Source organism: Flavobacterium mekongense (assembly GCF_047038255.1).
GTDB classification, from domain to species: Bacteria; Bacteroidota; Bacteroidia; order Flavobacteriales; family Flavobacteriaceae; genus Flavobacterium; species Flavobacterium mekongense.
In genome coordinates this window covers 1,375,812-1,398,323 of record NZ_CP174374.1, presented here as the reverse complement: position 1 = coordinate 1,398,323, position 22,512 = coordinate 1,375,812, and the positions used below count along the sequence as shown (strand labels likewise).

The window sequence follows — 22,512 nt, the reverse complement described above, 5'->3', positions numbered from 1 at the left end:
AACTATTTCGTTTTATCAATCAAGGCTTGAATTTGCAATTTCAAAGCTTCTAGTTCTTTCGAATTTTTCTCTAAGGCTTTAGCTTGCTCGGCTATTTTTTTATCTTGATCTATGATGTATAGGGTAAGCTCTTCAATTTTTTCCATTTGTTTGGACTGCATTTCAGCCACATCAATTCCCTCTTTAGCCAAATCTTCTGCAGAGTCAATTCCGGGTAAATGCTTGTTGGTTTTAACAAACGCTTCCACTTCGTTTAGCGGCATTAATTTATAGTCATTGGCAAAAACGTAATCTGCCCAATTGGCTGAACTTCTTAAAGCCACTTTTACTTTTTCGGTTAAGATTCCGCCTTCAACAAATAATCGGTAATTCCCGGTAGTGTTTGGATATACAGGAGTTGAACCAACGTATATTTTACCGTTTGAAGTGCTGTTCGCCGAGCTGAACCAAATATTGCTATTGTTCATATCAACCACTCTGTTGCCACTGATAGTTGTAGCTTGATTGATGATACCGTTGTTAGCATAAAGGCTGGTATCATTAGCACTCACAACAAAAGGGCTGGCTGTTGTACCTGTTCCGGTAACGGTTACATTAGTACCTGCCACAACGCTGGTGGTTGGTAAATTGAAAGAACCGCCTCCATTAGATAAAGTGATGGTATTTCCTGACTGTGAAAGAGTTTGCGGAGTATGTGGCGGCAAAGTTACACTGTTACCATTTGAAATTGACAATACATTTCCGCTTAAAGTTAATGACTGAGCATCGGTATCTGTCAAACTTGGCAAAGTAAATGACCCACCTCCGTTAGAAAGTGTTACCACGTTTCCGACTTGTGAAAGCGTTTGCGGAGTTTGAGCCGGCAAAGTCACGCTGTTTCCGTTAGAAATTGACAATACATTTCCGCTTAAACTAAGTGATTGTGCATCAGTATCGGTATCAGTGAAAGTTGGTAAAGTAAATGATCCGCCTCCATTTGATAGTGTGATTACATTACCAGATTGAGACAAAGTTTGCGGGATGCGTGGCGGCAAATTAACCGGAGCACTAGCCACACCGTTTACAGTAGTAATCAACTGATTGCTGGTATTGATAGTATTTGAAATTGAGTTAACTATTGGAGCAGATGCCTGAATATTATTGACATTAGTTGTCATAATATTGGCATTGGAGGACATTACATTAGTCCCAAGCGAGTTTGGCAAATTTTGCAAAACCACGTCTCCGTTTTCGTTGACCGTTAAGAACTTATTGGTTACTAAGCTACCGGAAGGATTAAAACTGCTGGTCAAGTTGGTAAAACGTAAACCTGAAAATCCGTTTCTACCGTGCTTGATTTCCACTTTATTGCCTGGTGCAGTGGTACCAATACCAACGCTTCCTTCCACCAACATACCGTTTAACGGCGCTATGATGGCGTTGGTATCTGAAGTATTAGATCTCGGCACAAAACTTTTCCCAATCACTACACCACCATTTACATCTAGTCTGTTGGCCGGAATTATATTATTTCCCAAACCAAGTCCGGTATTACCGTTACTGTGAATAAACAATCTTTGGTTACCGGCACCGTCGGCTAAAATGATGGTCTTGTCCGTATTAAAACCAGCCAATCTGTCTGTTGAGAAAGTATTGTTGAGTCTCACTCTACCCAAAAATACATTGAAGCTACCATTTTTTAAGTTGATAGCAGTTTCTGTTCCGATAAAAACATTGGCGTTTCCTGTCAATAAGTTTCTGGGGGTTAATGCACCAATTGCAACGTTATCATTACCGACATTGAATGTTAAAGAAGCATATCCAACAGCCGTATTGTTGCTCCCGGTGGTATTAGCCTCTAAGGTTCTGTGTCCGATAGCAATATTGGCCGAACCTGTAGTGTTATAAAACAAACTTCTGGTTCCGAAAGCGCCGTTTAATGTTCCTGTGGTGTTGAAGCGCATAGCTTCGTTTCCGTAAGCACAATTAAATCCACCTTGAGAAGTTCTCAAAACATCCGAACCAAAAGCACTATTACTGTTACTGGTATTGTAGATTAAAGCATTTTTACCGAAAGCAGTGTTATAACTACCGGTATTGTTGGCACCGGCATCCACACCTGAAAAAGTGTTGTCAACTTGACCATTACTTTGAGTAATGGAACCTAAAACAAGTAATGCTGCGAAGAAGAAGTAATTTTTTATTTTCATAACAAAAAGATTTGGGGCATTAAAAAATTAATTGACACTCATTTGTTCATGATTTTTCGGTTGGGCTTGGTAAAAGAAATCAAACTAAAATTTGTGCTCTTTCACACTTTCAAATATAGTATTTATGTTTTTAAAAAATCCATAAAAAACATATTTAATCGATGAAATACACTTTTTCTAATTTTATATATTTATTTTTCTTACTTTTTTTATTAAAAAGTTAAACTGCTGAAAATCAATAAAAATGGAAAAGAAATAGTATTCTTATAATTTAAAAAAAACAAAAAAGCACCCTTTGTAAGGATGCTTCTACAGTTATTGTACAATTGATAAAACCGACTAAACTAAAACTTGTTTTGGTGAAAACTTATCGGTAGATACCCAATATGCGAATAAGAAAAGTAAAACCGGTCTAACCGGAAACATGTAACGCTGTTCGGAATGAAAAACAAATACATATAACAATCCCCAACCCCAAAAGAATAAAAAAGGAAAAAACAACGTGTATTCTTTTTTACGGAACAAACGGTACATCGCAAAAAGTCCGACAATAACCAGTATATAATTGATGGCATTTATATAAATATGAATTCCGTATTTAACCACTTTACTTTTATCGGATTTCATCAAAGGTGAAATGATAAAACTTTGAGCTTGGAAGAATTTCAGTGAATACTGGCGTAAGGTTAAACCCGGATTAGACAATATATCATTTTTAACCCATTGCACATAATAAGTTGTTCTGTCGTATTTATTAGCAATACAAATAGAATCCAGTTCTTTCCTTTTCTCCAAATTGTTGAGATAATCATTAGAGGCAAACTTATCTTGACCGTGTTGTGGCATCCAATTGAACGGTTCATCACGCAATTCAAAACGCGACCAAAGAAGCTGTTGCCTAAAAACCCTGTTTTTGAACTCGAAATTGGAATTATCGAGACTGCGTTCTACCAATATAAATACGGGTACTAAAGCCATTCCCATAGCAAAATACATTTTGTTTGCTTTGGGTATCTTAAGTATTAAAACATACAGTGTCATTACAAAAATAAACGGCAACATATTGGGCTTGATACCATACAATAAAACCAAACTCAAAGCCAAACGAAAATAATCTGTTCTATGGGCCATCCCGGCGTAATGTTTTGCCCAAAAGTAAATCAACAAACTGGACGCAAAGAAACCGAAAGCTTCGCCAATAATTCCCATAGCATAATAAATATGTATCGGAAAAAGCGACATCAGCACTAAAACGTAAAATTTTGATTTATCGGTAAATCGTAATATTGCAAACGCTTTAAACAAATAGAAAACCGACAAACAAACGAAAAGACAACTGAAGATAACGCCACTCAAAAAGAACAAGTGATCATCGTGAAAGGTATAAACCAATGCATAGGGTATCAGATAACAAAAAAGCGTCAGAAAGCCTTTATCAATATTGATGTTCCCTTGAAAACCGTTTAATACATATTCGATTATTTGTTGGGTTCCGCTATGAAACTGCCCATCTCCAAAGGGTTTGGGTTTGAAAGGCAAAAAATAAAACACTACACACAATAATGCGGTAATCAATACCGGATTTTTTACGGCAAAATCAATTATTCTTTTCATCCTTGGCCAATTTATCCTTTATAATGTATAGTGGTCGTTTTCTTGTTTCATCATAAGTTCTCCAAACATATTCGCCAATGATGCCTAACATCAACATGATTAAACCGCCTATAATCAAAATTAAAATCATAATCGGCGCCCAACCTTCAAAAGGAGTGTTGTTGATGAAACGATTGTAAGCGATAACCAGGGCATACAAAAAACCGAAGAAAGAAATAATGATCCCTAAAAGCGACATCAATCGGATGGGAATATAAGAGGTATTTAACAAGCCATCAATAAAATACTTGAGTTTCTTAGACAACGTCCATTGCGATTTCCCAATGGTTCTTTTTAAACGACTGTAAGGTATAAAAGCCACACTGAAACCCAACCACAAAATATCCCCTTGAAAAAAGCGATTTCTTTCGTCGATTTGGTTGAAAACGGCAATGGCTTTTTGATCGATGAGTAAAAAATCGAAACCTCCTTTCGGCATCTTCGGGTTAACATATTTCATCATACTGTAAAAAACTGCCGAAGCTTTGTTGGCGATAAAACTATCTTCTCGATCCACGCGATGCCCAATGACAATTTCATTCCCGGATTGCCATTTGGAAATCATATTTTCGATCAATTCGATAGGCTCTTGTAAATCGGCTGACATACTTACAGCAGCGGCTCCGGTAACTTCTTTCATCCCAGCAATAATAGCCGGTACTTGACCAAAGTTTCGTGAAAAGGAAATCACTTTGACTTTTGAGTCTTTCTCGTGTAAAGCCGTTAACTCCTGCATGGAATTATCATCGGAACCATCATTGACAAAAACAAACTCATAATCGAGTGACAGTTTGTGCATCAAGCCGGTAATCTTTTCATAAGTTGGCGTAATTGAACCTTCATTGCGAAAAACCGGTATTACAAAAGACAATTTCATAGCATATTTTCATTAAAAGGTTCGACAGTTTTCATCACCACTGCAGGAATTCCATAAGCAATGGAATTATCCGGTATATCTTTAGTAACTACAGCACCTGCTCCGATGGTTACATTCTTTCCAATCTTAACATCGGGTAGGATGGTAGCATTAGCGCCTATTCGGGAAAATGAATCTACTGTGGATCGTCCGAGTAAAGTGGCGCCGGGAGAAATCTCCACAAAATCACCCAACACACAATCATGGGTTATCATGGCGTTGTAATAAACCAAACAACCTTTGCCAATGGTAACACTATTCGAAAAAACAGCATTCATTAAAATATTGCTTCCGGCACCAATCGTTACTTCATAACTACTGATTTGAGCCAGCGGACTAATCGTAGAAACCATCTCGCCGCCCAATTCAGTGAACTTCTTGTATAGTTTGTATCGCAACAAAGGATGACCAATACCAATCGTAAATTGATTACCAAATTCTTTAAAAAATTGCGTTACTTGAGCTTCATTTTTCAAAATCGGAAATGTTTCGTACAGCTTATCCCCTATTTCATTTACATCGTCATAAAACGCCAAATTTTCGGTTTGGTTGCATTGCTGCAAAACCTCCAATACTTCTTTGGCAAAACCTTTGGCTCCTATGACAATCATAAGTTAGCATTAATTAAGTTGACAATCTGTTCTAAGCTTCCGGTCTCCAAGGCATGAGACAAAGGCAAGCATAAAATGGTTTGCGCAATGCTTTCTGAAATCGGCATCAACGTATCATTCAAATAACCGACTTTGTTTAATGACGGATAAAAATAACGACGCGGAAAGATTTCATGCTCGTTTAAAGCTTTCTGCACACTTAAGAGTTGGGCTTCACTTTCAAAAATTACCGGAAAATAACTGTAGTTCCAAGCAGTGTTTTCGCGCAACCTCATTGTTTTCAACTGATTGAAATTGAGATTATCAAGGTAAAAATCGACCACTACTTTGCGTGCAGCAATGATGCTATCCAAGTGTGGTAAAACAGCTAAACCCATTGCAGCCTGCAATTCTGATATTTTACCGTTAATCCCTAAACCGTGGAATGCCAACGGGCCGTCATGACCAAAATTGTGGCTGTAGTAGATTTGATGCATCAATTTTTCGTCGTTACAAAAAACAGCACCACCTTCACCGGTATGAAATAACTTGGTAGCATGAAAGCTGCAAGTGCTTACATCGCCGTATTCAAAAACCGATTGGCCTTGATAAGAAACCCCGAAACAATGCGCCGCATCATAAATCACTTTCAATCCATGTTTGGTTGCTATTTGTTCAATCACCTCAATATTACAGGGATTTCCAAAAACGTGGGTAGCCAAAATCGCAGTGGTTTTCGGAGTAATGGCGGCTTCGATTTTAGTCTCATCTATCGTTAAAAACTCCGGATGAATATCAACAAATACCGGTGTACAATTTTCCCAAAGTATGGAAGCTGTAGTCGCTACGTAACTGAAAGGTGTAGTAATGATTTCACCACCGTTTCCCAATAATTTCAAGGCAATTTGCAATGGAATTGTTCCGTTATTGGTGATTAAAATAGAATTAACATTGAGATAGGCTTTTAGTTTTTCCTCTAATTCTAATACCAATTCCCCGCGATTGGTTAGCCATTCGTTTTGCCAAACCCTTTGCAATTGGACTTGGTATTCTTCAATGGGCGGGAAAAAAGTTTTGGTAACGTTAATCATGATTGGGTTTTACTAAAAGCTTCACAAATAAACGAATATATTGTGTAAAAATTCAAAAGAAAAAAGGCGAAATGCTTCTTTTATCCTTTTCTAATATTAAAATGAAAAAAGAGAAACCTTTTGGCTTTGACTTTAGTGTGCAGTTGAAAACCTGCTTTTTCAATGCCTTTGATGGAGCTCAGGTTGGTGGGACTAACTATGATAAAAACTTCTTTGCGGTGATTCTTTAGAATTTCTACTCCGGCGATATGATTGATAACGTATGGATAAATAGACTTCCCTTTGAAAGCTTCCACGGTACGACAATCACCTATGGTAGGTCCGGTTTTACCGATTAATCTCAAAACAAACAATTTTTCAAACAGAAAACTCTCGTGGATGACTTTATTGGCTGCTTTGATGAAAAAACGCTTCTTATTTCGACTCACAGCTTCTTGCTCAATAAGATAATCCAATGCCGGAAAATCGGCTACAGCTTCTTCTCGCATTACGTATATCAACACATCTATATTGATCACCTTACAATATTTGAGCAGTTTTTTAATCATCGTTTAAAGAAAGACAATAGTTTGGCAATAGGTTTCTTGTATTTTTTAAGGTATTTATCAAAAAACAGATAGGCTTTAAAATAGCTCGGCAGCAATATCCAATGGTATTTTCCGTGGTCGAAATAAATTTGTTCATCGGCATAACTCGATTTCAAACTGATTACGCCTTTGGATCCGCCAAGTGAAATATTATATCCGGATAAATTGTCGTGCAAAGCCAAACGCATGGCTTCGAAATGCAAAAAATGACCGGCTAAAAAATCGGGTTTTTCTTTTTTGGTCCCACCTAAAATATAAGTGTAATGATTTCCCGCTTTGATAATGAGCGATGCACCTTTGATAGTACCTTCGTGAAAAGCCCCCAAAAAATATGCTTGCCTATTTTGAATCAAGGTCATAATTGTGCTTTTGAAAGCCGACCATGAACGCAAGGCATAGCCATTGGTAGTGGCATTTTCCAAACACAAATCATAAGCCTGCTTGACGGCATTTTCCTCTTGCAGAAAGCGAAGTTCTATACCTTTTCGTTGTGCACTACGGATGTATCGGCGCACAGAAGCGCGAAAACTATTGATAAAATCCTCTTCGGTTTCATAACCTTGAACAGATTTCCAATTGATGCCATAGGCGGAATAAACATACTTAAAGCGATGTCCTTTTTGAGCTGAAGCCAAAGCCTGGAAATCAGTAATCGGGTAAACATGCGGATTATTGCTATCGGATAACGGAAGTGAAACATGAGCATAGCAACAGCCTAAGGTTTTGGCTCTTTCGGAAACCTTAGCCAGCAATTCGTTTAAATGTTGGGTTTTACTTTGTACTGTTATCGGACCAAACGGCACTATGTAAAATTTAAAAAAAGCCACTTTGGCTATCACTCCGGCAAATCCTCCTATAATGGTATTATTTTCAACGAGTAAAGCCACTTCATAATCAAAACCGTAAGAGATAAAAGATCGGTTCCAAGCAGAAAGCAATAAATGATTGGCCACATTTTGTTGCAGCACAAATTCATCCCACTGTTGGAGCCACGATGATTCTTTGGTAAAAATTATTTCCATTAGCTGATGGGTCTGTTCGGTATGCCTGCGGAGTTGACTACTATAATCTTGCCTTGAACATCAAGATCTAAAACCGCAGTTTCAAAAGTACTCAAAAAATCAACTAATTCTTTTACGGTCGGATTCCAAACTTCCTTATTTCGGATTTTCTGCGAAAGATATTGAAAATTAGCGTCTACCTTTTCATCAATGGTATTTGGTGTTTTAAAAAGACGTCCGGTATGATAAGTCATCGGTACCGAAAAATAGGTGTGAGCAATAAAAAGTCCCTTTTCTTGAATAAGTTTATCAATATTTTGCGGATGCAATGCAGCGCGAAAATCAACCATTTCTAAGGTTTGAAAAACAAAAAACGTTTTATCTGCGAGTTGGTGTTTGAAAACTATCGGTGTGTATTGGGCCAATTTATAAGGTCTTTTTTTGTGGTAATGCCAAAACAAAAAGACTTTTAATAGCGGAACGGTCAAAGCAGATAAGTTTTGGACAAATTCGAAAAACAGCTTGAATTGCTTTTGTTGCACCATTTTTTTAAAACTTCCGGCGAGACCTTTATACCGTAGAATCATTTTTTCACTGGCATAGTAATGAAACATAATGTTTTTAATCAGCACCCCTATTTTGGCTTTGAGACTGAGATGTTTTGCTCCTTTGCTAAATCGCCGCAAAGTAAAATCTTCCGGATTCAATTGGTTGATTACCCCAAGCGCTGCGGTACCGGAATCAATGTAATTCCATAAAATCTCGATATTTTTTTGACTTAAGTTATCCGCAAAAGTCTGTTCGTTAATCCCTTTATTTTGGTACAAAGAAAAATTATACGGTTGGTAACCATGATCGATCCAAGTGGGAATTTGGTCAAAAGGCGGCGTAAATTGGTAGAAATCGGCAAATGCTTCTTCATCCTTTTTTAGCGATTGCGATAACGAATGATAGGCCAATTCATGACCGTCGGACAACCAAAGCTGCAATTCAGCTTGATCATTTTCGTAAGACGCATTGTCAGCTCTTTTGGAATAATGATGGAGAAAAAAACCTTTGGTCACTTTAACCTGATGTTTTTTGAAAAAGGCTCTTTGGATTTTTAAACTGTCGAGCGTATCAAAATCGCAGTGGTCTGTAAAACAAACAACCGGTACAAAAGGTTCAGGAGAGCGGCTGAATTCAACGGCATTTTGGTTGGAGAAAAGCAGTGACAGAGATAGCTTTTCGGGTAAAATTGATTGGGCATGGGCTAATACTCGTTCGTTTTTCGTACCGGTATAAACCGTTAACGGATTTGAAAATTCAGGATTGAATCGCCATAACAAAACAGACGGATTCTGTTTATTCACTTCCCAATAACCAATATTTTGGTTGGGTTGCACATAATAACCGTTTTCCAGCAAGAGGATTTTCGGCACCCATTGTCCGGCTATCCTGTCTTGCTTTACATGGACCCAAGTATAATCGTGGTTTCGAAAAAATCTTATGGGAGAAGTAAACGTAATGACCACATCAAAAGACTCAGAAATACCTATTGCATCAGTTGAAATTTCAAACTTTAACTTGCCGTTTTGAATCTCATGAGACAAAGGAAAAGACCGTTGTATTTTGGAAATTACTTGGACGCTTTTTACCATTATGGATTGGGTTAATATCGAAACAAATATAGCAAAAACTGTCGGAGCGCTTTGAGCTATAGCTTTTAAAACTTAAGCACTTCTTGATGGGAAGCGTTTGTCTCTTAATTTCAAAAAATAAGCCTCAATGGTGTTAGTCATTATTATCCCTAGAATTACACTTACTGTCGAAGTACTAAAAAAAATAATTATCGGATTAATATTTAACCCAAGATAAATAGTTATTCCGGTTCTGAAGATGTAATTTACAGCTGTATGTATTACATAAATGGAATAGGAACAATAACCTATCTTAGAAACCAAATTTACAACTGGTTTGGTAAAAGTAGCATTCAGTTGTGATACTATTCCTTCTTTCAATAAAAAATAAACTAAAATGATGGCAAACGCTATGTAAAGGAATACAAAACCAAACGTTTGAATAAAAACGGAATGCTCTATTTTAATGAAAGGTGTAAATGAGAGCAGTAAAAACGATAGGAACCCTAAAAAGCGAATATTTTTAGAGAATACTTGTTTGAGCCGATCCAACTTAAAATAATAAAGATAAGACACCAAAACCCCCATTAATAACGAATCTATTCTCAAATGAGTAGCAGTTATGTTGTGAACACTAGAGGCCTCATTGGACCAAACAGTAACAACTCTGACAGCTAACACCAGCAACATCAAACCTGTCAAAATAGCAGCTAAATTAGCCATTAATTTACCCCTATACTTGCTGGCTATAAGAATCCACAAAAGCAACACTAATCCAAAATAAAAATGCTCTTCAACAGCAAGAGACCAACTAGCAGCGTAAGTATAACCCCAACCATTGTAATAGTTTTGGAAGAAAAACAAATCGGCCAGCACCTTATCCAAAGCCAAATTCCCTTTAATCAGAAAAGGAATTGTATATATAAAGTAAGTGAGATAGTAAATCGGATATATTTTGTATCCGCGACGTATCAAAAATAAACCGGGTTTTATGTTACCAAACCTTTGAAACTCTTTAAATAAAAGACCGGATACTAAAAACCCGCTTAACACAAAAAACAAATCGACGCCTATCCAACCCATAGTTACGGTAAATGAAAACAATTTCTTGTGTCGAAGTAAAACCAGTAAAATGGCTATACCTCTTAAAAAATCAAGTTGTTGTAGTCTTTTGTTTTGAGTTACATCCATGAATTAAAGTTAAAAAAAAGCTTCCCAAATGGGAAGCTTTAAAAGTATAAAAAAAATGTTCTTATCTCTTGTCCATTGAAACAAATTCTCTCAACGGATAACCGGTGTACACTTGTCTAGGTCTTCCGATAGGCTCTTTGTTGATGCGCATTTCTTTCCATTGGGCAATCCAACCCGGTAAACGCCCAATAGCAAACATTACGGTGAACATTTCGGTTGGAATACCTAAGGCACGGTAAATAATACCGGAATAGAAATCCACGTTAGGGTATAATTTTCTGGATACAAAATAATCATCCACTAAAGCAGCAGCTTCTAATTTTTTGGCGATGTCCAAGATAGGATCATCAACACCTAAAGTATTTAAAACCTCATCGGCTGCTTTTTTAATGATTTTAGCTCTCGGATCAAAGTTTTTGTAAACACGATGTCCGAAGCCCATTAAGCGGAACGGATCGTCTTTATCTTTGGCTTTGGCTAAGTATTTATCGGCATCTCCACCATCTTTTTGAATAGCTTCTAACATTTCTAACACCGCTTGGTTGGCACCTCCGTGTAATGGTCCCCAAAGTGCCGAAACTCCCGCAGAGATAGAAGCAAACAAACCCGCATGAGACGAACCCACAATTCTTACGGTTGACGTAGAACAGTTTTGCTCGTGATCGGCATGAAGGATGAATAGTTTATCTAAAGCGTCAATTACTACCGGATTGATTTCGTATGGTCCGGTTGGCAATTCAAACATCAAACGCATGAAGTTCTCAACATATCCTTTAGTATTATCGTAGTAGTTTAACGGATAACCCATCATTTTACGATAAGTCCAAGTAGCAATCACCAAGAATTTACCCATGGTTTTGCATACGGCTTCATACATTTCTTTTTCGTTCTCTACATTAACTACTTTCGGATTAAAAGCAGTTAAGGCACTGGTAAGCGACGACAACACACCCATAGGGTGCGCAGTTTTCGGGAAACCGTCGATGATGTTTTTCATCTCTTCGTTTACCAAAGTATATTTTCTGATGTCGTTTTCAAATTGGGTTAATTGCGCTTTGGTAGGCAACTCACCAAAAATAACTAAATAAGAAACTTCCAAGAAATTAGCTTTCTCAGCCAAATCTTCTATGGCATAACCTCTATAGCGAAGAATACCTTCTTCTCCATCCAAAAAGGTGATGTCACTCTGACAAGAACCCGAATTTTTATACCCCGGATCTAAGGTAATAGCACCGGTTAAGGCACGTAGTTTTTCAATGTCGATGGCGGCTTCATTTTCACTTCCTACAATTACAGGAAACTCATATTTTTGGCCATCAAGTTCTAATATAGCTGTTTTAGACATGATATAATATGGGAATTAGGTCTGATAAATTAATATTTTAACAAAATTAGGGAAATACAAACGAAATAAAAAAGAATTACGGCAACGTTTTCGTTAATTATTTGATAAATTTTGCAAAAATGATATATAAAGAAAAAGGCATACAAAACTGTATGCCTTTACCACAATTATAAAACCCGAACTTATTCTTTAACTATTTTCCCAACTTTAATTCCTTTATTCGAGGTTACTTTTATAAAATACACACCGTTACTGTGCGCTGAGATATCTACAATGGTTTGATTGTCATCGGCCAATTGGGTTTGCAACAACCTACCCTGTACATCATACAATTGCACCGATTGTAATGTAAAATCGCCGGAAACATTGACTTTGTCCTTTGTTGGATTAGGATAAACCGAAATAGATTGGTCTTGTTCAAAATCGGGATTACTCAGGGCTTGGAAAGTGGTTTCGGCCTCGTTAGTAGCCACCGGATAATTGTAATCAAAGTAAATATCGGCTCTTTTGTTAACGTTATCGCCTTGTTGCAAAGTATTTAATGATTGAAGCTTGAGTAAAACATTACCGTGACCTCCTGATTCAAGTAGAATTTGTTCAAAAATAAATTCCACCACATTACCATTCACACGAGTATAGACCGGATGAGAAGCATTAATCAATTGCATACTGTTAATATCAAAATCGGTCGGATTTATTTCGGTTCGAACCACTATGTTTTCTGCTTCAGCGGTTCCGGTATTTTCAAAACGGATCATATAGTGCAAGTAATCGCCAATTTCGCTTGGCGCAACTACTTCTCCTTCTAAACAAGTGATATCATTCGGATCATAAGAACCAGAGACCAAGTCTCTAAAGACAAACAAATTATCGGTAGTATTTTCGTCTCCGGCTTGCGGCAAAACAGAAGCGGTAAAAGTCAATATATCATTAATATTCACAGGATTAGCATCTGTTGGCGCATTAATATTGAAGGTTACAATAATTTCTCTACTGTCAAACGGACGCAAATTAGCATAGTCCCATGATAGACTTCCTGTGCCTGATGTGTTTGGCACAACACTAGTGCTAACCAAATCCATCAAATTGTCGTCGTAGAAAAAGTTGATGCCATAGGCTTGTGACAAAGTTTGGTTTCCTTTGTTGCGGTAAACAATTTTATACACCGCATCAAACCCGGGACGAGCAGTGGTAACCGGAGCGATAACAATCTCCAAATCCGGGTGAATACCATTAGGTGTGATACAAAAATCTTGCGTTGCACTGTTGTTGTTTACATCGGGAAAATTGGCATTGGCATTGTTAGGAGAAACATTGAACCAAGTGGGATTTTCAAGACTCGGACTCACTGTAAAATTCCCAGCCAAAGTGTAAAAAGCATATTGTCCTGCATCATTGGTAAATGTAGCTCCGGATGAAAGTCCTCCGGTTATATCCAATCTGATATAAGGATTGAAATCATCATTGGTATCACAACCATTATTGTCATTATCAACCGTTAGCGTTCCCGAAATAGTATTGTGATTACCGCCAGGGGTATATGTACAATAAGAATTAACATGAACTCCTGTCATTCCGTTGTCATTAAAATATTGCAAAAAGCCCGGAATCCTGAAATCATCCATACACACATACTGCAAATTCGGATTGTTGGTTAAAGGATAACCGCCGGAAATGCTAAGTGATGGATTCCCAAACTTCATAAACAAGGTCACCAAGTCGTTATCGGTACAAGCCAAAGAAATAAAATTAGGACAATTAGATACATCAAGCGTTGTTAAATTATTAAAAGAACATTGTAAATATTGCAAGGAAGTCAATGTACTAACGTCTAATACTGTTAGGTTATTGTAATTAAAATAAGCATTATTCAATTGTGTTAATCCGTTAAGATTTACAGACGTTAATTGATTCATAGTTGCATATAAACTGTAGAGATTCACACAAGGAGTAACATCTAAAGTAGTCAACAAATTATTCCCGACAGCCAAAGTACTCAAATTACTCAGGCCTTGTAAATTAATGCTTTGCAACTGATTATTATCGGCATAAACACTGGTAAGATTGGTCGTTCCCGACAAGTCCAACGACGTTAACTGGTTGTTCTCACAAACCAATTGAACCAAAGCGGTACATCCTGAGATGTTCAAACTGGTCAAATTGGAATTGTTACAAAACAAAATGGTCAAGTTGGATAAGTTGGACAAATCTAAAGTCGGGTCGTTCCCGTAGCCCAAATACAATTCCGATAAATTGGTAAAACTTTGCAATCCGGTGTAATCATAAATCGGGAAAGCACTGGAATAATTCAGATTCATTAACCTGTAAACCAATAATGCTTCAGACTGTTGGATTTCGTTATCCGAATTTACATCAATCTTAATACTATTCCCGGCATTGTCTTTGGCAATACTATTGGTCACATCTGCTTCCAATAATCTCAATTTTAAATTCGCATCCGGAATATTGACAATTTGGGCACTTGCCAATCCGGAAATGAGGCATAATAAAAAGTATAGTTTTTTCATAATATAGAGTATTCGTTATGATTGATTTTTTTGACTTTATAAAAGTACGCTTCGTTTTTTGTTAGATACTTGTTAAATGAGTAACGACTGAGTTTGAATTAGAATTTGCTACAACGTCTTCAGCAATTCCTGCAATCGCTCCTTTTTTCGCTGTGAAATCGGCAAATTCGCATTGTCTGCCATGATTACATAACCGCCGTCTTTTTTGATATACGATTTCAAATAAGCCAAATTAATTAAGTGACTTTGGTGAATCCGTTCAAAACCATGGGCTGCCAAAAGCTCTTCATATTCCTTCAATGTTTTGGAAATCAAAATTGGTTTGCTGTTTTTGATGTAAAACTTGGTATAATTGTCTTCGCTCTCACACCGGATAATATCGCTCACTTCAAACAAATGAATGCCATCAGAATTAGAAAGTGCAATGCGTTTGAAATGATCTGTCTTTTTTCGAATGTTTTCCAACAGCAAATCGATATGCGCCACATTGTCGTTTTTATCAATGACTTGCTTGAGCTTTTCGATTACTTTTTGCAACTCTTCCGGATCAACGGGTTTGAGTAGGAAATCCAGCGCACTAAATCGGAATGCTTTGATGGCATATTGCTCGTGTGCCGTGATGAAAACAATTTGCGAATTGAGTTTGCCTCTTTGGTTCACGGCTTCCAACAGATCAAACCCGGAACCGTCGCCTAAATGAATATCTAAAAAAACCACTTGCGGCGGATTTTGCAACAATAACGACACTCCGGTTTGGACACTGTCGGCTTCTCCTATAATTTTGATTTCAGGGGCATAGCGAGCCAATAGGCTTTTCATGCCGTTTCTCAAATTGCTGTCGTCGTCAATTAATAAAGCTGTAATCATGCTTGGTTTCGGGTTATGAGTTGCGAGTTAAGTGTTACAAGTTTAGATTATATCCTTTACCGGTTCCTATTTTATTTAATATACTGCACAGGCAAATGCAAAGTTACTTTCGTACCTATGACTTCACCGTTAGTATTTTTGATTTCTTCTATGCTGAATTCTGTTTTTTGTTTGGTAGTCGATTCTATCATTTCCAACCGTTTTCTGGTAATATCCAAAGCCATCGATTTATGCGCTACAACCGAATGCTGTTTTTGCGCTTTAGACTCATTAAAACCTATACCGTTATCTTCTACCGTACAGAGTAAGCTATCGTTTTGTAAAGCAAAGCGTACCGCAATACTGCCTATTTCCTTTTTGGGAATGACACCATGAATGATGGCATTTTCCACAAAAGGTTGCAACAATAATGGCGGAATAGCCATATCATCTTCTATTGCTTCATTTTTAAATATTGAAAAAGTAAACTTGTTGTTAAAACGCAATTGCTCGAGTTCCAAGTAGTTTTGCAAACTCTCAATTTCTTTGTCGATGGGAATTAATGATTCTTTAGAATATTCTAAGGTCAAGCGCATTAATTTGGAGAATTTCGACAAGTATTTGATGGCCGAATCGGTACCGTTTTGCACGATAAAGCTCGATATCGAACCCAAACAATTGAATACAAAATGTGGATTCATTTGCAAATGCAAGGCTTTTTGTTCGTACTCGGCCAATTCTTTTTGCAACGTTAAATTCTTTTTCAACTGAATCCTGTTGTAAATCAGAAACGCAATTCCAAACAATAACAACCCGAAAACCGCCGCAAATATCAATTGCATAACATTGCGTTTGGATTCTTCCTGCAACAATAAATCGCGTTTTTCAATTTCCTTTTGGTGAATGGCTTCGCGTTTTTCAAAATCGAAGGCCATTTCTTCTTCTACCGTTCGGCGGATGTTTTCTTCGTTGGTCAAACTGTCTTTGGCGGTACTGTACGCTTTAAAGTGCAACAAGGCCTGAGCCGAATTGTTTAGTTGAGCGTAAATGTCACTCAACAATTTTTCAGCAATCACCTGCTGCTCCAATACTTTTAACGCTTTGGCAGAAGCTAAAGCTTTTTCAGCAAATACTATGGCTTGTTGCGCTTTGTTTTGCTCAAAATACAATTGTCCCAATAACAAATACGTATCGCCTACTCCGAATTTGTCTTCGATGCTTTCAAAAGTTTGAATGGCATTATTCCAATGTTCAATGGCTTTCTCAGGTTGCTTGACTGCTTTAAAATACAAACCAACATTGTTGTACCATTCGCCTAAAGCTCGTGGATTCGGGTGTTGGTCTAAGGCCGATTTAGCTTTGGTATAATACTCATAAGCTTTAGCCGAATTGTTTTGCTTTAAGTAACCGTTAGCGATATTCGTATAAGTAATACCTACATTCGAATCGCCTAACTTTTCTTGAATTTTTTGGGCTTTGACAAAATAAGCCAAAGCTTTAAAATAGGAAGAAAGCGATTGATAAACAATTCCAATATTATTATAGAGCTTGGCACATTTTTCTTCGTCTTTGAGTTTTTCGTAAATGGTAACCGATTTAAGATAGTACTGTAAAGCCTTGGCATAGTTGCTTTGTTCCGAAAACACTATTCCAATACTGCCGAGCGCTTTGGCCAATCCTTTTTGTCTTTCGACATTATTGTCTATCGAAACATTTTCAAATACATGTCGGGCATCGGTAAAGTATGTAAGCGACTTGGAATAGTCTCCTAAAATAATATTAGCGTTACCTAAGTTGAGTAAAGCATTGCCTTTGGCCAATTGGTAATCCATTTTTTGCGACAAATCATAAGCCTTTTTCGCATAAACCAACATAGCCTTTGGATCGGAAGTTTTATATTGATTGGCTATAGCATTGAGCAATTGGGCTTTGTCGATATCATTTTTGGTTTTACTCAGTACAGTTAACAAACTGTCTGTTTTAGTGTTTTGGGCTACTGCCGAAAAAAAAGCCGTACACCACAAAGCCACTGCAAAAGAGTAAAGTATTCTCATGATAATTAAGTCAATGCTATTTCTAACAAATGTAAGATTTCCATTTGGAGCGAAAAACAGCAAATGAGTATTTACTGCCTTTAGTCGAGAATTTGACAAAAAAAATCCCGAGTATTAACTCGGGATTCTATATCAGTATAAATGTAATGCTTAAGACAAAGCGGCTTTCACTTGGTCGGCTGCTTCCTGGAATTGTACCGCAGATAAGATTGGCATGCCGGAATTATCGATTAATTCCTTAGCAATTTCTGCATTGGTTCCTTGCAAACGAACAATAATAGGCACCTTAATCGCATCTCCCATATTTTTGTAAGCATCAACCACACCCTGTGCCACACGGTCACAACGAACGATACCACCGAAAATGTTGATTAAAATAGCTTTTACGTTTGGATCTTTCAAGATGATACGGAAAGCTGTTTCGACACGTTTAGCATCGGCAGTTCCTCCTACGTCTAAGAAGTTGGCCGGTTCAAAACCTGCATACTTGATTAAGTCCATAGTAGCCATTGCTAATCCGGCACCGTTTACCATACAACCTACTGTTCCGTCAAGATCAACGTAGTTCAACCCAACTTCTTTGGCTTCTACTTCGATTGGATTTTCCTCACGAATGTCGCGCATGTCTGCATATTTTGGTTGTCTGTACAAAGCGTTATCATCAATATTCACTTTGGCGTCAACCGCCATGATTTTGTTATCAGAGGTTTTTAAAACCGGGTTGATTTCAAACATAGAAGCATCAGAACCAATGTAAGCGCTGTACAAAGACTCAACGAACTTCACCATTTCTTTGAAAGCATTTCCGGAAAGCCCTAAATTGAATGCAATTCTTCTGGCTTGGAAACCTTGTAAACCTACTGCAGGATCGATTTCTTCAGTAAAGATTAAATGCGGTGTATGCTCGGCTACTTCTTCAATATCCATTCCGCCTTCGGTTGAATACATAATCATGTTTCTTCCTTTGGCTCTGTTTAATAAAACCGACATATAAAACTCTTGCGTTTCACTTTCTCCCGGATAGTAAACATCTTCAGCAATTAATACTTTGTGTACTTTTTTCCCTTCCGGTGGTGTTTGAGGTGTTTTGAGCATCATTCCTATGATTTGCTCAGACAATTCCTCTACTTGTTGCAAGTTTTTGGCCAACTTAACGCCGCCGCCTTTTCCTCTACCTCCGGCATGGATTTGGGCTTTTACCACGTGCCATCCTGTTCCGGTTTCTGCTGTTAGTTGTTTAGCTGCAGCTACTGCTTCAACCGGACTGTTAGCCACAATACCGCGTTGTACTCTTACTCCGTAACTGGCTAAAATTTCTTTTCCTTGATATTCGTGAATGTTCATATTGAAGATTTTATTTGTGTTGCAATGCTGAAAATGAATTCAGCAAATGTGTGACAAAAGTAATTAATTAGTCTTAAACCAAAAAGAAATGTATATCAATTTAGTACTTTTAGTGATTAAAAAAAATATTCGGTTTAACGCAACCCTACGGTTGTATTGCATCTAAGTTAAAATTCAAAAAAGCATGAAAAAGTACTTTCTTCTGTTTTCATTTTTGGTTTCTTTGCTGTTAACGGGATGCAGTAATGACAATAGTACGGAAAACAATACTATAGACGGACAATGGAAACTGGTAAATATTACCGGAACTATAGCCGGTATTAACCATAATTTCGCACAAGGCGAGATCATTTGGGACATCAACCCGATTACCCAAACAGTAACAGTGGTTAACAATAATAGTAACGACAGTCTTTTTGATATTCTGGAAACCGGTGTTTACAATTACCACCATGACAATGGCCCTGAACTTCCTTGTGGCGAAAGCATAGTCATCAACAATATTGATTTGGGATGCTATACTGTTAACAACCAAACTTTAATCATTGACCAATCCATAGCTGACGGATTTAAAATTACCTTAGTCCGATAACTTAATGAGTTGTTAACGCGGACTTTTTCTTTGGATTTGCGCTGTACGCTACTTAGCTTTGCACAAATTTAAAATCCTATGATACAAGCAACAGATTTATTAGCACTTTCCCAAGAATTCGGGAATCCTTTGTATGTGTATGACGCTGAAAAAATCGAATTTCAATACAAACGTTTAACCAATGCTTTTGCCAAGGTTGAAAAGCTTCGCATCAACTACGCTATGAAGGCCTTGTCTAATATTTCTGTTTTAAAGCTATTAAAGAATTTAGGTTCCGGATTGGATACCGTTTCCTTGCAAGAAGTACAACTTGGATTACACGCCGGTTTTACACCTGATAAAATCATTTTTACCCCTAACGGCGTATCTTTTGAAGAAATTGAAGCCGTGGCGAAACTAGGTGTTCAAATTAACATTGACAACTTATCGGTTTTAGAACATTTCGGCACTAAATACCCATCCGTTCCGGTGTGTATACGTATCAATCCGCATGTCATGGCGGGTGGTAATGAAAACATTTCGGTAGGACATATCGATAGTAAATTTGGGATTTCCATATATCAAATCCCTCATATTCTGCGCATTGTAGAAAACACTAAAATGCACATCAATGGAATCCACATGCATACCGGTTCCGACATTTTGGATATTGAAGTGTTTTTATACGCTGCTGAAATTTTGTTTGATGCGGCCAAACAGTTTAAAAACTTAGACTTTTTGGATTTTGGATCCGGATTTAAAGTACCTTATAAAAAAGGCGACATTGAAACTAATATTGAAGAATTAGGTAAAAAATTAACCAAGCGCTTTTTGACTTTTGAAAAAGAATACGGGCGTGAACTGACTTTAGCCTTTGAACCCGGTAAATTTTTGGTGAGCGAAGCCGGTTACTTTTTGGCCACTGTGAATGTTATCAAACAAACCACATCGACAGTTTTTGCGGGGATTGACAGCGGATTCAACCATTTAATCCGCCCGATGTTTTACGGTTCGCAGCACAGCATAGAAAACATTTCCAATCCTAAAGGCAAAGAGCGTTTCTACACCGTAGTAGGTTACATTTGTGAAACCGATACGTTTGCCAGCAACCGTCGCATAGCCGAAATTCACGAAGGCGACACGCTTTGTTTCAGAAATGCGGGCGCGTACTGTTTTTCGATGGCTTCCAACTACAACTCTCGTTTCAAACCGGCTGAAGTTTTATGGAAAGACGGTAAAGGTCATCTGATTCGACAAAGAGAAACTTTTGAAGATTTATTGCAAAACCAAATTATGGTTGAAGTATAAAAGAAAACCCCGAATTAAAGTTCGGGGTTTTCTTTTTGTCTTTTTATTTTCCTAACACTTCCTCGAGCACTTCGCTCTCTGTTGCATTCGGTAAGGTTATTTTGAGTTTTTTAGCCAAGGTTGGCGCAATTTGCGTAATCACTTTTTTCTGGTACGACTCGCCGCTTTTGATATTCCAGCCATAAAAAATTAACGGCACGTTCGTATCATAAGCATACGGAGAACCATGTGTTGCGCCGGTAGCAGAATACTCAACATAGCCGGGTTTGTAAACAAAATACAAATCGCCGTTTTGCGTTGGATCGTAACCCTTAAAAACAAAGCTTAGCAATATATCATTGGCTCCGGAAGTCAGGATTTCTTCTTCGGTGTACACTCGCTTTACATAGTTTTTGGTGTAAAGAAAGTCTTTGAAGCTTTGTTTCACTTTGGCCAAATCTAATCCTTTGCTTTTGATGATGTCTTTGTCAAAATGCACATTATAGCTATCGTATTTCAACAACAAATTCGCACCGAAAGTTTGCTCGGAAAACGCAATTAAATCTTTGGTGACCTCTTTATAACTAATGTTGTCTACTTGGTATTTATGCTCTTTTAAATGGGTGGAATTTTCGGCACAAGCATGGTCGGCCGTTAAGAAAACCAAATAGTTGCCTTTTCCTACTGTTTTATCCAAATAATTCAAAAAATCGGCTATAGTCAAATCCAAGCGCAAATAGGTATCCTGAATTTCTATGGAACGTGGTCCGAAAGTATGACCGATATAATCGGTAGAAGAAAAACTCACCGCTAAGAAATCCGTAATCTCATCTTGTCCTAATGCTTCTTTTTCGATGGCGCGCTTGGCTAAATTGGCCAACACATCATTCCCAAAAGGCGTTACGCGCAAAACACCGGCATCGTTGCTATCGTACATTTCTTTTAAATTATATGGAAAAACCGGTAGCTTTTTGTAGAGTTTGCCTTCGTAATTGTTGTTGTCAGCCAAACTTTCGTTGTAAGTTTCAACTGGCTTCAGTAAATTCCAACCGCTATTGATGTATGGCAAATATTGTTTTTCTTGATTAAATTCGGTTACCCAATTCGGCAGCGTTTTTCCATAGAAAGAACTCGAAATAAATTCACCGGTTTTGGTATACCAAAATGCCCAATCGGCAAAATGTCCGGCCGGAAGAATGGCGCCGCGATCTTTGATACTCATCCCGATTACTTTGCCTTTGAAGTTGGTCGCTAATTTTAATTCGTCGGTGATGGTAGTAGCTTGCAAATTTTTAGGCGACATCTTGCCTTCTTTTTCTGTCCCGGGAACTAAAGTATAAACACTGTCGTCATCGGTACAATACACTTCTTTTTTGAGTGTTCGATGGAACCATTCGTTGCTCACTATACCGTGCAAAGCCGGTGTTGTTCCCGTGTAAATGGAAGCATGGCCGGGCGCTGTGTAAGTAGGCATATAATTGTAATGCATATTGTAGAAGGTATAACCGTCTTTCATCAATCGTTTGAAACCATTTTCCGAAAAGTCGTTTTGGAAACGATAGAGGTATTCGGTTTTCATTTGATCAACCACGATTCCGACCACTAATTTGGGTTTTTGTTGGGCATACAAATGGGTAACGGCTACAACAAAAAGGAGTGAAAGTACTTTCTTCATGACATAAAATTGAATTACAAAAATA

Annotated in this window: 17 protein-coding genes; 2 read left to right on the top strand and 15 right to left on the bottom strand. The window is 37.6% G+C overall.

What is annotated here, in order from left to right:
- Positions 1–2: 2 nt before the first annotated feature.
- From ACJG85_RS05890 to sucC, 14 genes are all read right to left on the bottom strand, one after another.
- A complete protein-coding gene (locus ACJG85_RS05890) occupies positions 3–2,189 on the bottom strand; it encodes a beta strand repeat-containing protein (protein ID WP_412477139.1) in 2,187 nt (728 codons plus the stop codon).
- 339 nt (positions 2,190–2,528) lie between these two features.
- Entirely contained in the window at positions 2,529–3,803 is a 1,275-nt protein-coding gene (locus ACJG85_RS05885; RefSeq protein ID WP_412477138.1) for a hypothetical protein, read from the bottom strand.
- Positions 3,787–4,719: a glycosyltransferase family 2 protein gene (locus ACJG85_RS05880; RefSeq protein ID WP_409677002.1), complete on the bottom strand. Its 933-nt coding sequence runs from the start codon at positions 4,717–4,719 to the stop codon at positions 3,787–3,789. Before ACJG85_RS05880 ends, ACJG85_RS05885 begins: the two co-directional genes overlap by 17 nt.
- A complete protein-coding gene (locus ACJG85_RS05875; protein WP_409677000.1) occupies positions 4,716–5,369 on the bottom strand; it encodes an acetyltransferase in 654 nt (217 codons plus the stop codon). Before ACJG85_RS05875 ends, ACJG85_RS05880 begins: the two co-directional genes overlap by 4 nt.
- Positions 5,366–6,439, bottom strand: coding sequence for a DegT/DnrJ/EryC1/StrS family aminotransferase (locus tag ACJG85_RS05870; RefSeq protein WP_409676998.1), 1,074 nt, complete (start codon positions 6,437–6,439; stop codon positions 5,366–5,368). The genes ACJG85_RS05875 and ACJG85_RS05870 overlap by 4 nt, the downstream gene beginning before the upstream one ends.
- A gap of 80 nt (positions 6,440–6,519) precedes the next feature.
- Complete coding sequence (locus ACJG85_RS05865; protein WP_412465127.1) at positions 6,520–6,987, bottom strand: hypothetical protein; 468 nt, start codon at positions 6,985–6,987, stop codon at positions 6,520–6,522.
- The gene (locus ACJG85_RS05860) at positions 6,984–8,048 is read right to left on the bottom strand and encodes a lipid II:glycine glycyltransferase FemX (RefSeq protein WP_412477137.1); all 1,065 of its coding nucleotides are present in this window, start codon (positions 8,046–8,048) and stop codon (positions 6,984–6,986) included. The genes ACJG85_RS05865 and ACJG85_RS05860 overlap by 4 nt, the downstream gene beginning before the upstream one ends.
- Positions 8,048–9,667, bottom strand: coding sequence for a hypothetical protein (locus ACJG85_RS05855; RefSeq protein WP_412477136.1), 1,620 nt, complete (start codon positions 9,665–9,667; stop codon positions 8,048–8,050). Before ACJG85_RS05855 ends, ACJG85_RS05860 begins: the two co-directional genes overlap by 1 nt.
- Positions 9,668–9,739: 72 nt before the next feature.
- Positions 9,740–10,837, bottom strand: coding sequence for an acyltransferase family protein (locus ACJG85_RS05850; protein WP_412477135.1), 1,098 nt, complete (start codon positions 10,835–10,837; stop codon positions 9,740–9,742).
- A 61-nt stretch (positions 10,838–10,898) separates the two neighbouring features.
- Complete coding sequence (locus tag ACJG85_RS05845) at positions 10,899–12,182, bottom strand: citrate synthase (RefSeq protein ID WP_409676989.1); 1,284 nt, start codon at positions 12,180–12,182, stop codon at positions 10,899–10,901.
- 182 nt (positions 12,183–12,364) lie between these two features.
- Positions 12,365–14,710 (bottom strand): DUF7619 domain-containing protein, encoded by a 2,346-nt coding sequence (locus ACJG85_RS05840; protein ID WP_412465123.1) that lies wholly within the window; start codon positions 14,708–14,710, stop codon positions 12,365–12,367.
- 108 nt (positions 14,711–14,818) lie between these two features.
- On the bottom strand, positions 14,819–15,577 hold the full coding sequence (locus tag ACJG85_RS05835) for a LytR/AlgR family response regulator transcription factor (RefSeq protein WP_412465122.1): 759 nt from the start codon (positions 15,575–15,577) through the stop codon (positions 14,819–14,821).
- A 71-nt stretch (positions 15,578–15,648) separates the two neighbouring features.
- Positions 15,649–17,610, bottom strand: coding sequence for a tetratricopeptide repeat-containing sensor histidine kinase (locus ACJG85_RS05830; protein WP_412477134.1), 1,962 nt, complete (start codon positions 17,608–17,610; stop codon positions 15,649–15,651).
- A gap of 150 nt (positions 17,611–17,760) precedes the next feature.
- A complete protein-coding gene (gene sucC, locus ACJG85_RS05825; RefSeq protein ID WP_412477133.1) occupies positions 17,761–18,954 on the bottom strand; it encodes an ADP-forming succinate--CoA ligase subunit beta in 1,194 nt (397 codons plus the stop codon).
- A gap of 184 nt (positions 18,955–19,138) precedes the next feature.
- Here sucC and ACJG85_RS05820 point away from each other — a divergent pair, with 184 nt between their 5' ends.
- Together ACJG85_RS05820 and lysA are read left to right on the top strand one after the other, a co-directional pair.
- Complete coding sequence (locus tag ACJG85_RS05820) at positions 19,139–19,546, top strand: hypothetical protein (RefSeq protein ID WP_412477132.1); 408 nt, start codon at positions 19,139–19,141, stop codon at positions 19,544–19,546.
- Between the two features lie 81 nt (positions 19,547–19,627).
- Positions 19,628–20,833 (top strand): diaminopimelate decarboxylase, encoded by a 1,206-nt coding sequence (gene lysA, locus ACJG85_RS05815; protein WP_412477186.1) that lies wholly within the window; start codon positions 19,628–19,630, stop codon positions 20,831–20,833.
- Positions 20,834–20,876: 43 nt separating this feature from the next.
- Here lysA and pafA read toward each other — a convergent pair whose 3' ends face one another.
- Positions 20,877–22,487: an alkaline phosphatase PafA gene (gene pafA / locus ACJG85_RS05810; protein ID WP_412477131.1), complete on the bottom strand. Its 1,611-nt coding sequence runs from the start codon at positions 22,485–22,487 to the stop codon at positions 20,877–20,879.
- Between the last annotated feature and the right edge of the window lie 25 nt (positions 22,488–22,512).

Excerpts from the sequence above, each read along its gene's own strand:
- ACJG85_RS05835 (WP_412465122.1), bottom strand. The coding sequence starts at position 15,577 with ATGATTACAGCTTTATTAATTGACGACGACAGCAATTTGAGAAACGGC.
- ACJG85_RS05880 (WP_409677002.1), bottom strand. The coding sequence starts at position 4,719 with ATGAAATTGTCTTTTGTAATACCGGTTTTTCGCAATGAAGGTTCAATT.
- ACJG85_RS05840 (WP_412465123.1), bottom strand. The coding sequence starts at position 14,710 with ATGAAAAAACTATACTTTTTATTATGCCTCATTTCCGGATTGGCAAGT.
- ACJG85_RS05865 (WP_412465127.1), bottom strand. The coding sequence starts at position 6,987 with ATGATTAAAAAACTGCTCAAATATTGTAAGGTGATCAATATAGATGTG.
- ACJG85_RS05885 (WP_412477138.1), bottom strand. The coding sequence starts at position 3,803 with ATGAAAAGAATAATTGATTTTGCCGTAAAAAATCCGGTATTGATTACC.
- pafA (WP_412477131.1), bottom strand. The coding sequence starts at position 22,487 with ATGAAGAAAGTACTTTCACTCCTTTTTGTTGTAGCCGTTACCCATTTG.
- ACJG85_RS05845 (WP_409676989.1), bottom strand. The coding sequence starts at position 12,182 with ATGTCTAAAACAGCTATATTAGAACTTGATGGCCAAAAATATGAGTTT.
- ACJG85_RS05860 (WP_412477137.1), bottom strand. The coding sequence starts at position 8,048 with ATGGAAATAATTTTTACCAAAGAATCATCGTGGCTCCAACAGTGGGAT.
- sucC (WP_412477133.1), bottom strand. The coding sequence starts at position 18,954 with ATGAACATTCACGAATATCAAGGAAAAGAAATTTTAGCCAGTTACGGA.
- ACJG85_RS05890 (WP_412477139.1), bottom strand. The coding sequence starts at position 2,189 with ATGAAAATAAAAAATTACTTCTTCTTCGCAGCATTACTTGTTTTAGGT.
- ACJG85_RS05855 (WP_412477136.1), bottom strand. The coding sequence starts at position 9,667 with ATGGTAAAAAGCGTCCAAGTAATTTCCAAAATACAACGGTCTTTTCCT.
- ACJG85_RS05820 (WP_412477132.1), top strand. The coding sequence starts at position 19,139 with ATGAAAAAGTACTTTCTTCTGTTTTCATTTTTGGTTTCTTTGCTGTTA.
- ACJG85_RS05870 (WP_409676998.1), bottom strand. The coding sequence starts at position 6,439 with ATGATTAACGTTACCAAAACTTTTTTCCCGCCCATTGAAGAATACCAA.
- ACJG85_RS05830 (WP_412477134.1), bottom strand. The coding sequence starts at position 17,610 with ATGAGAATACTTTACTCTTTTGCAGTGGCTTTGTGGTGTACGGCTTTT.
- ACJG85_RS05850 (WP_412477135.1), bottom strand. The coding sequence starts at position 10,837 with ATGGATGTAACTCAAAACAAAAGACTACAACAACTTGATTTTTTAAGA.
- ACJG85_RS05875 (WP_409677000.1), bottom strand. The coding sequence starts at position 5,369 with ATGATTGTCATAGGAGCCAAAGGTTTTGCCAAAGAAGTATTGGAGGTT.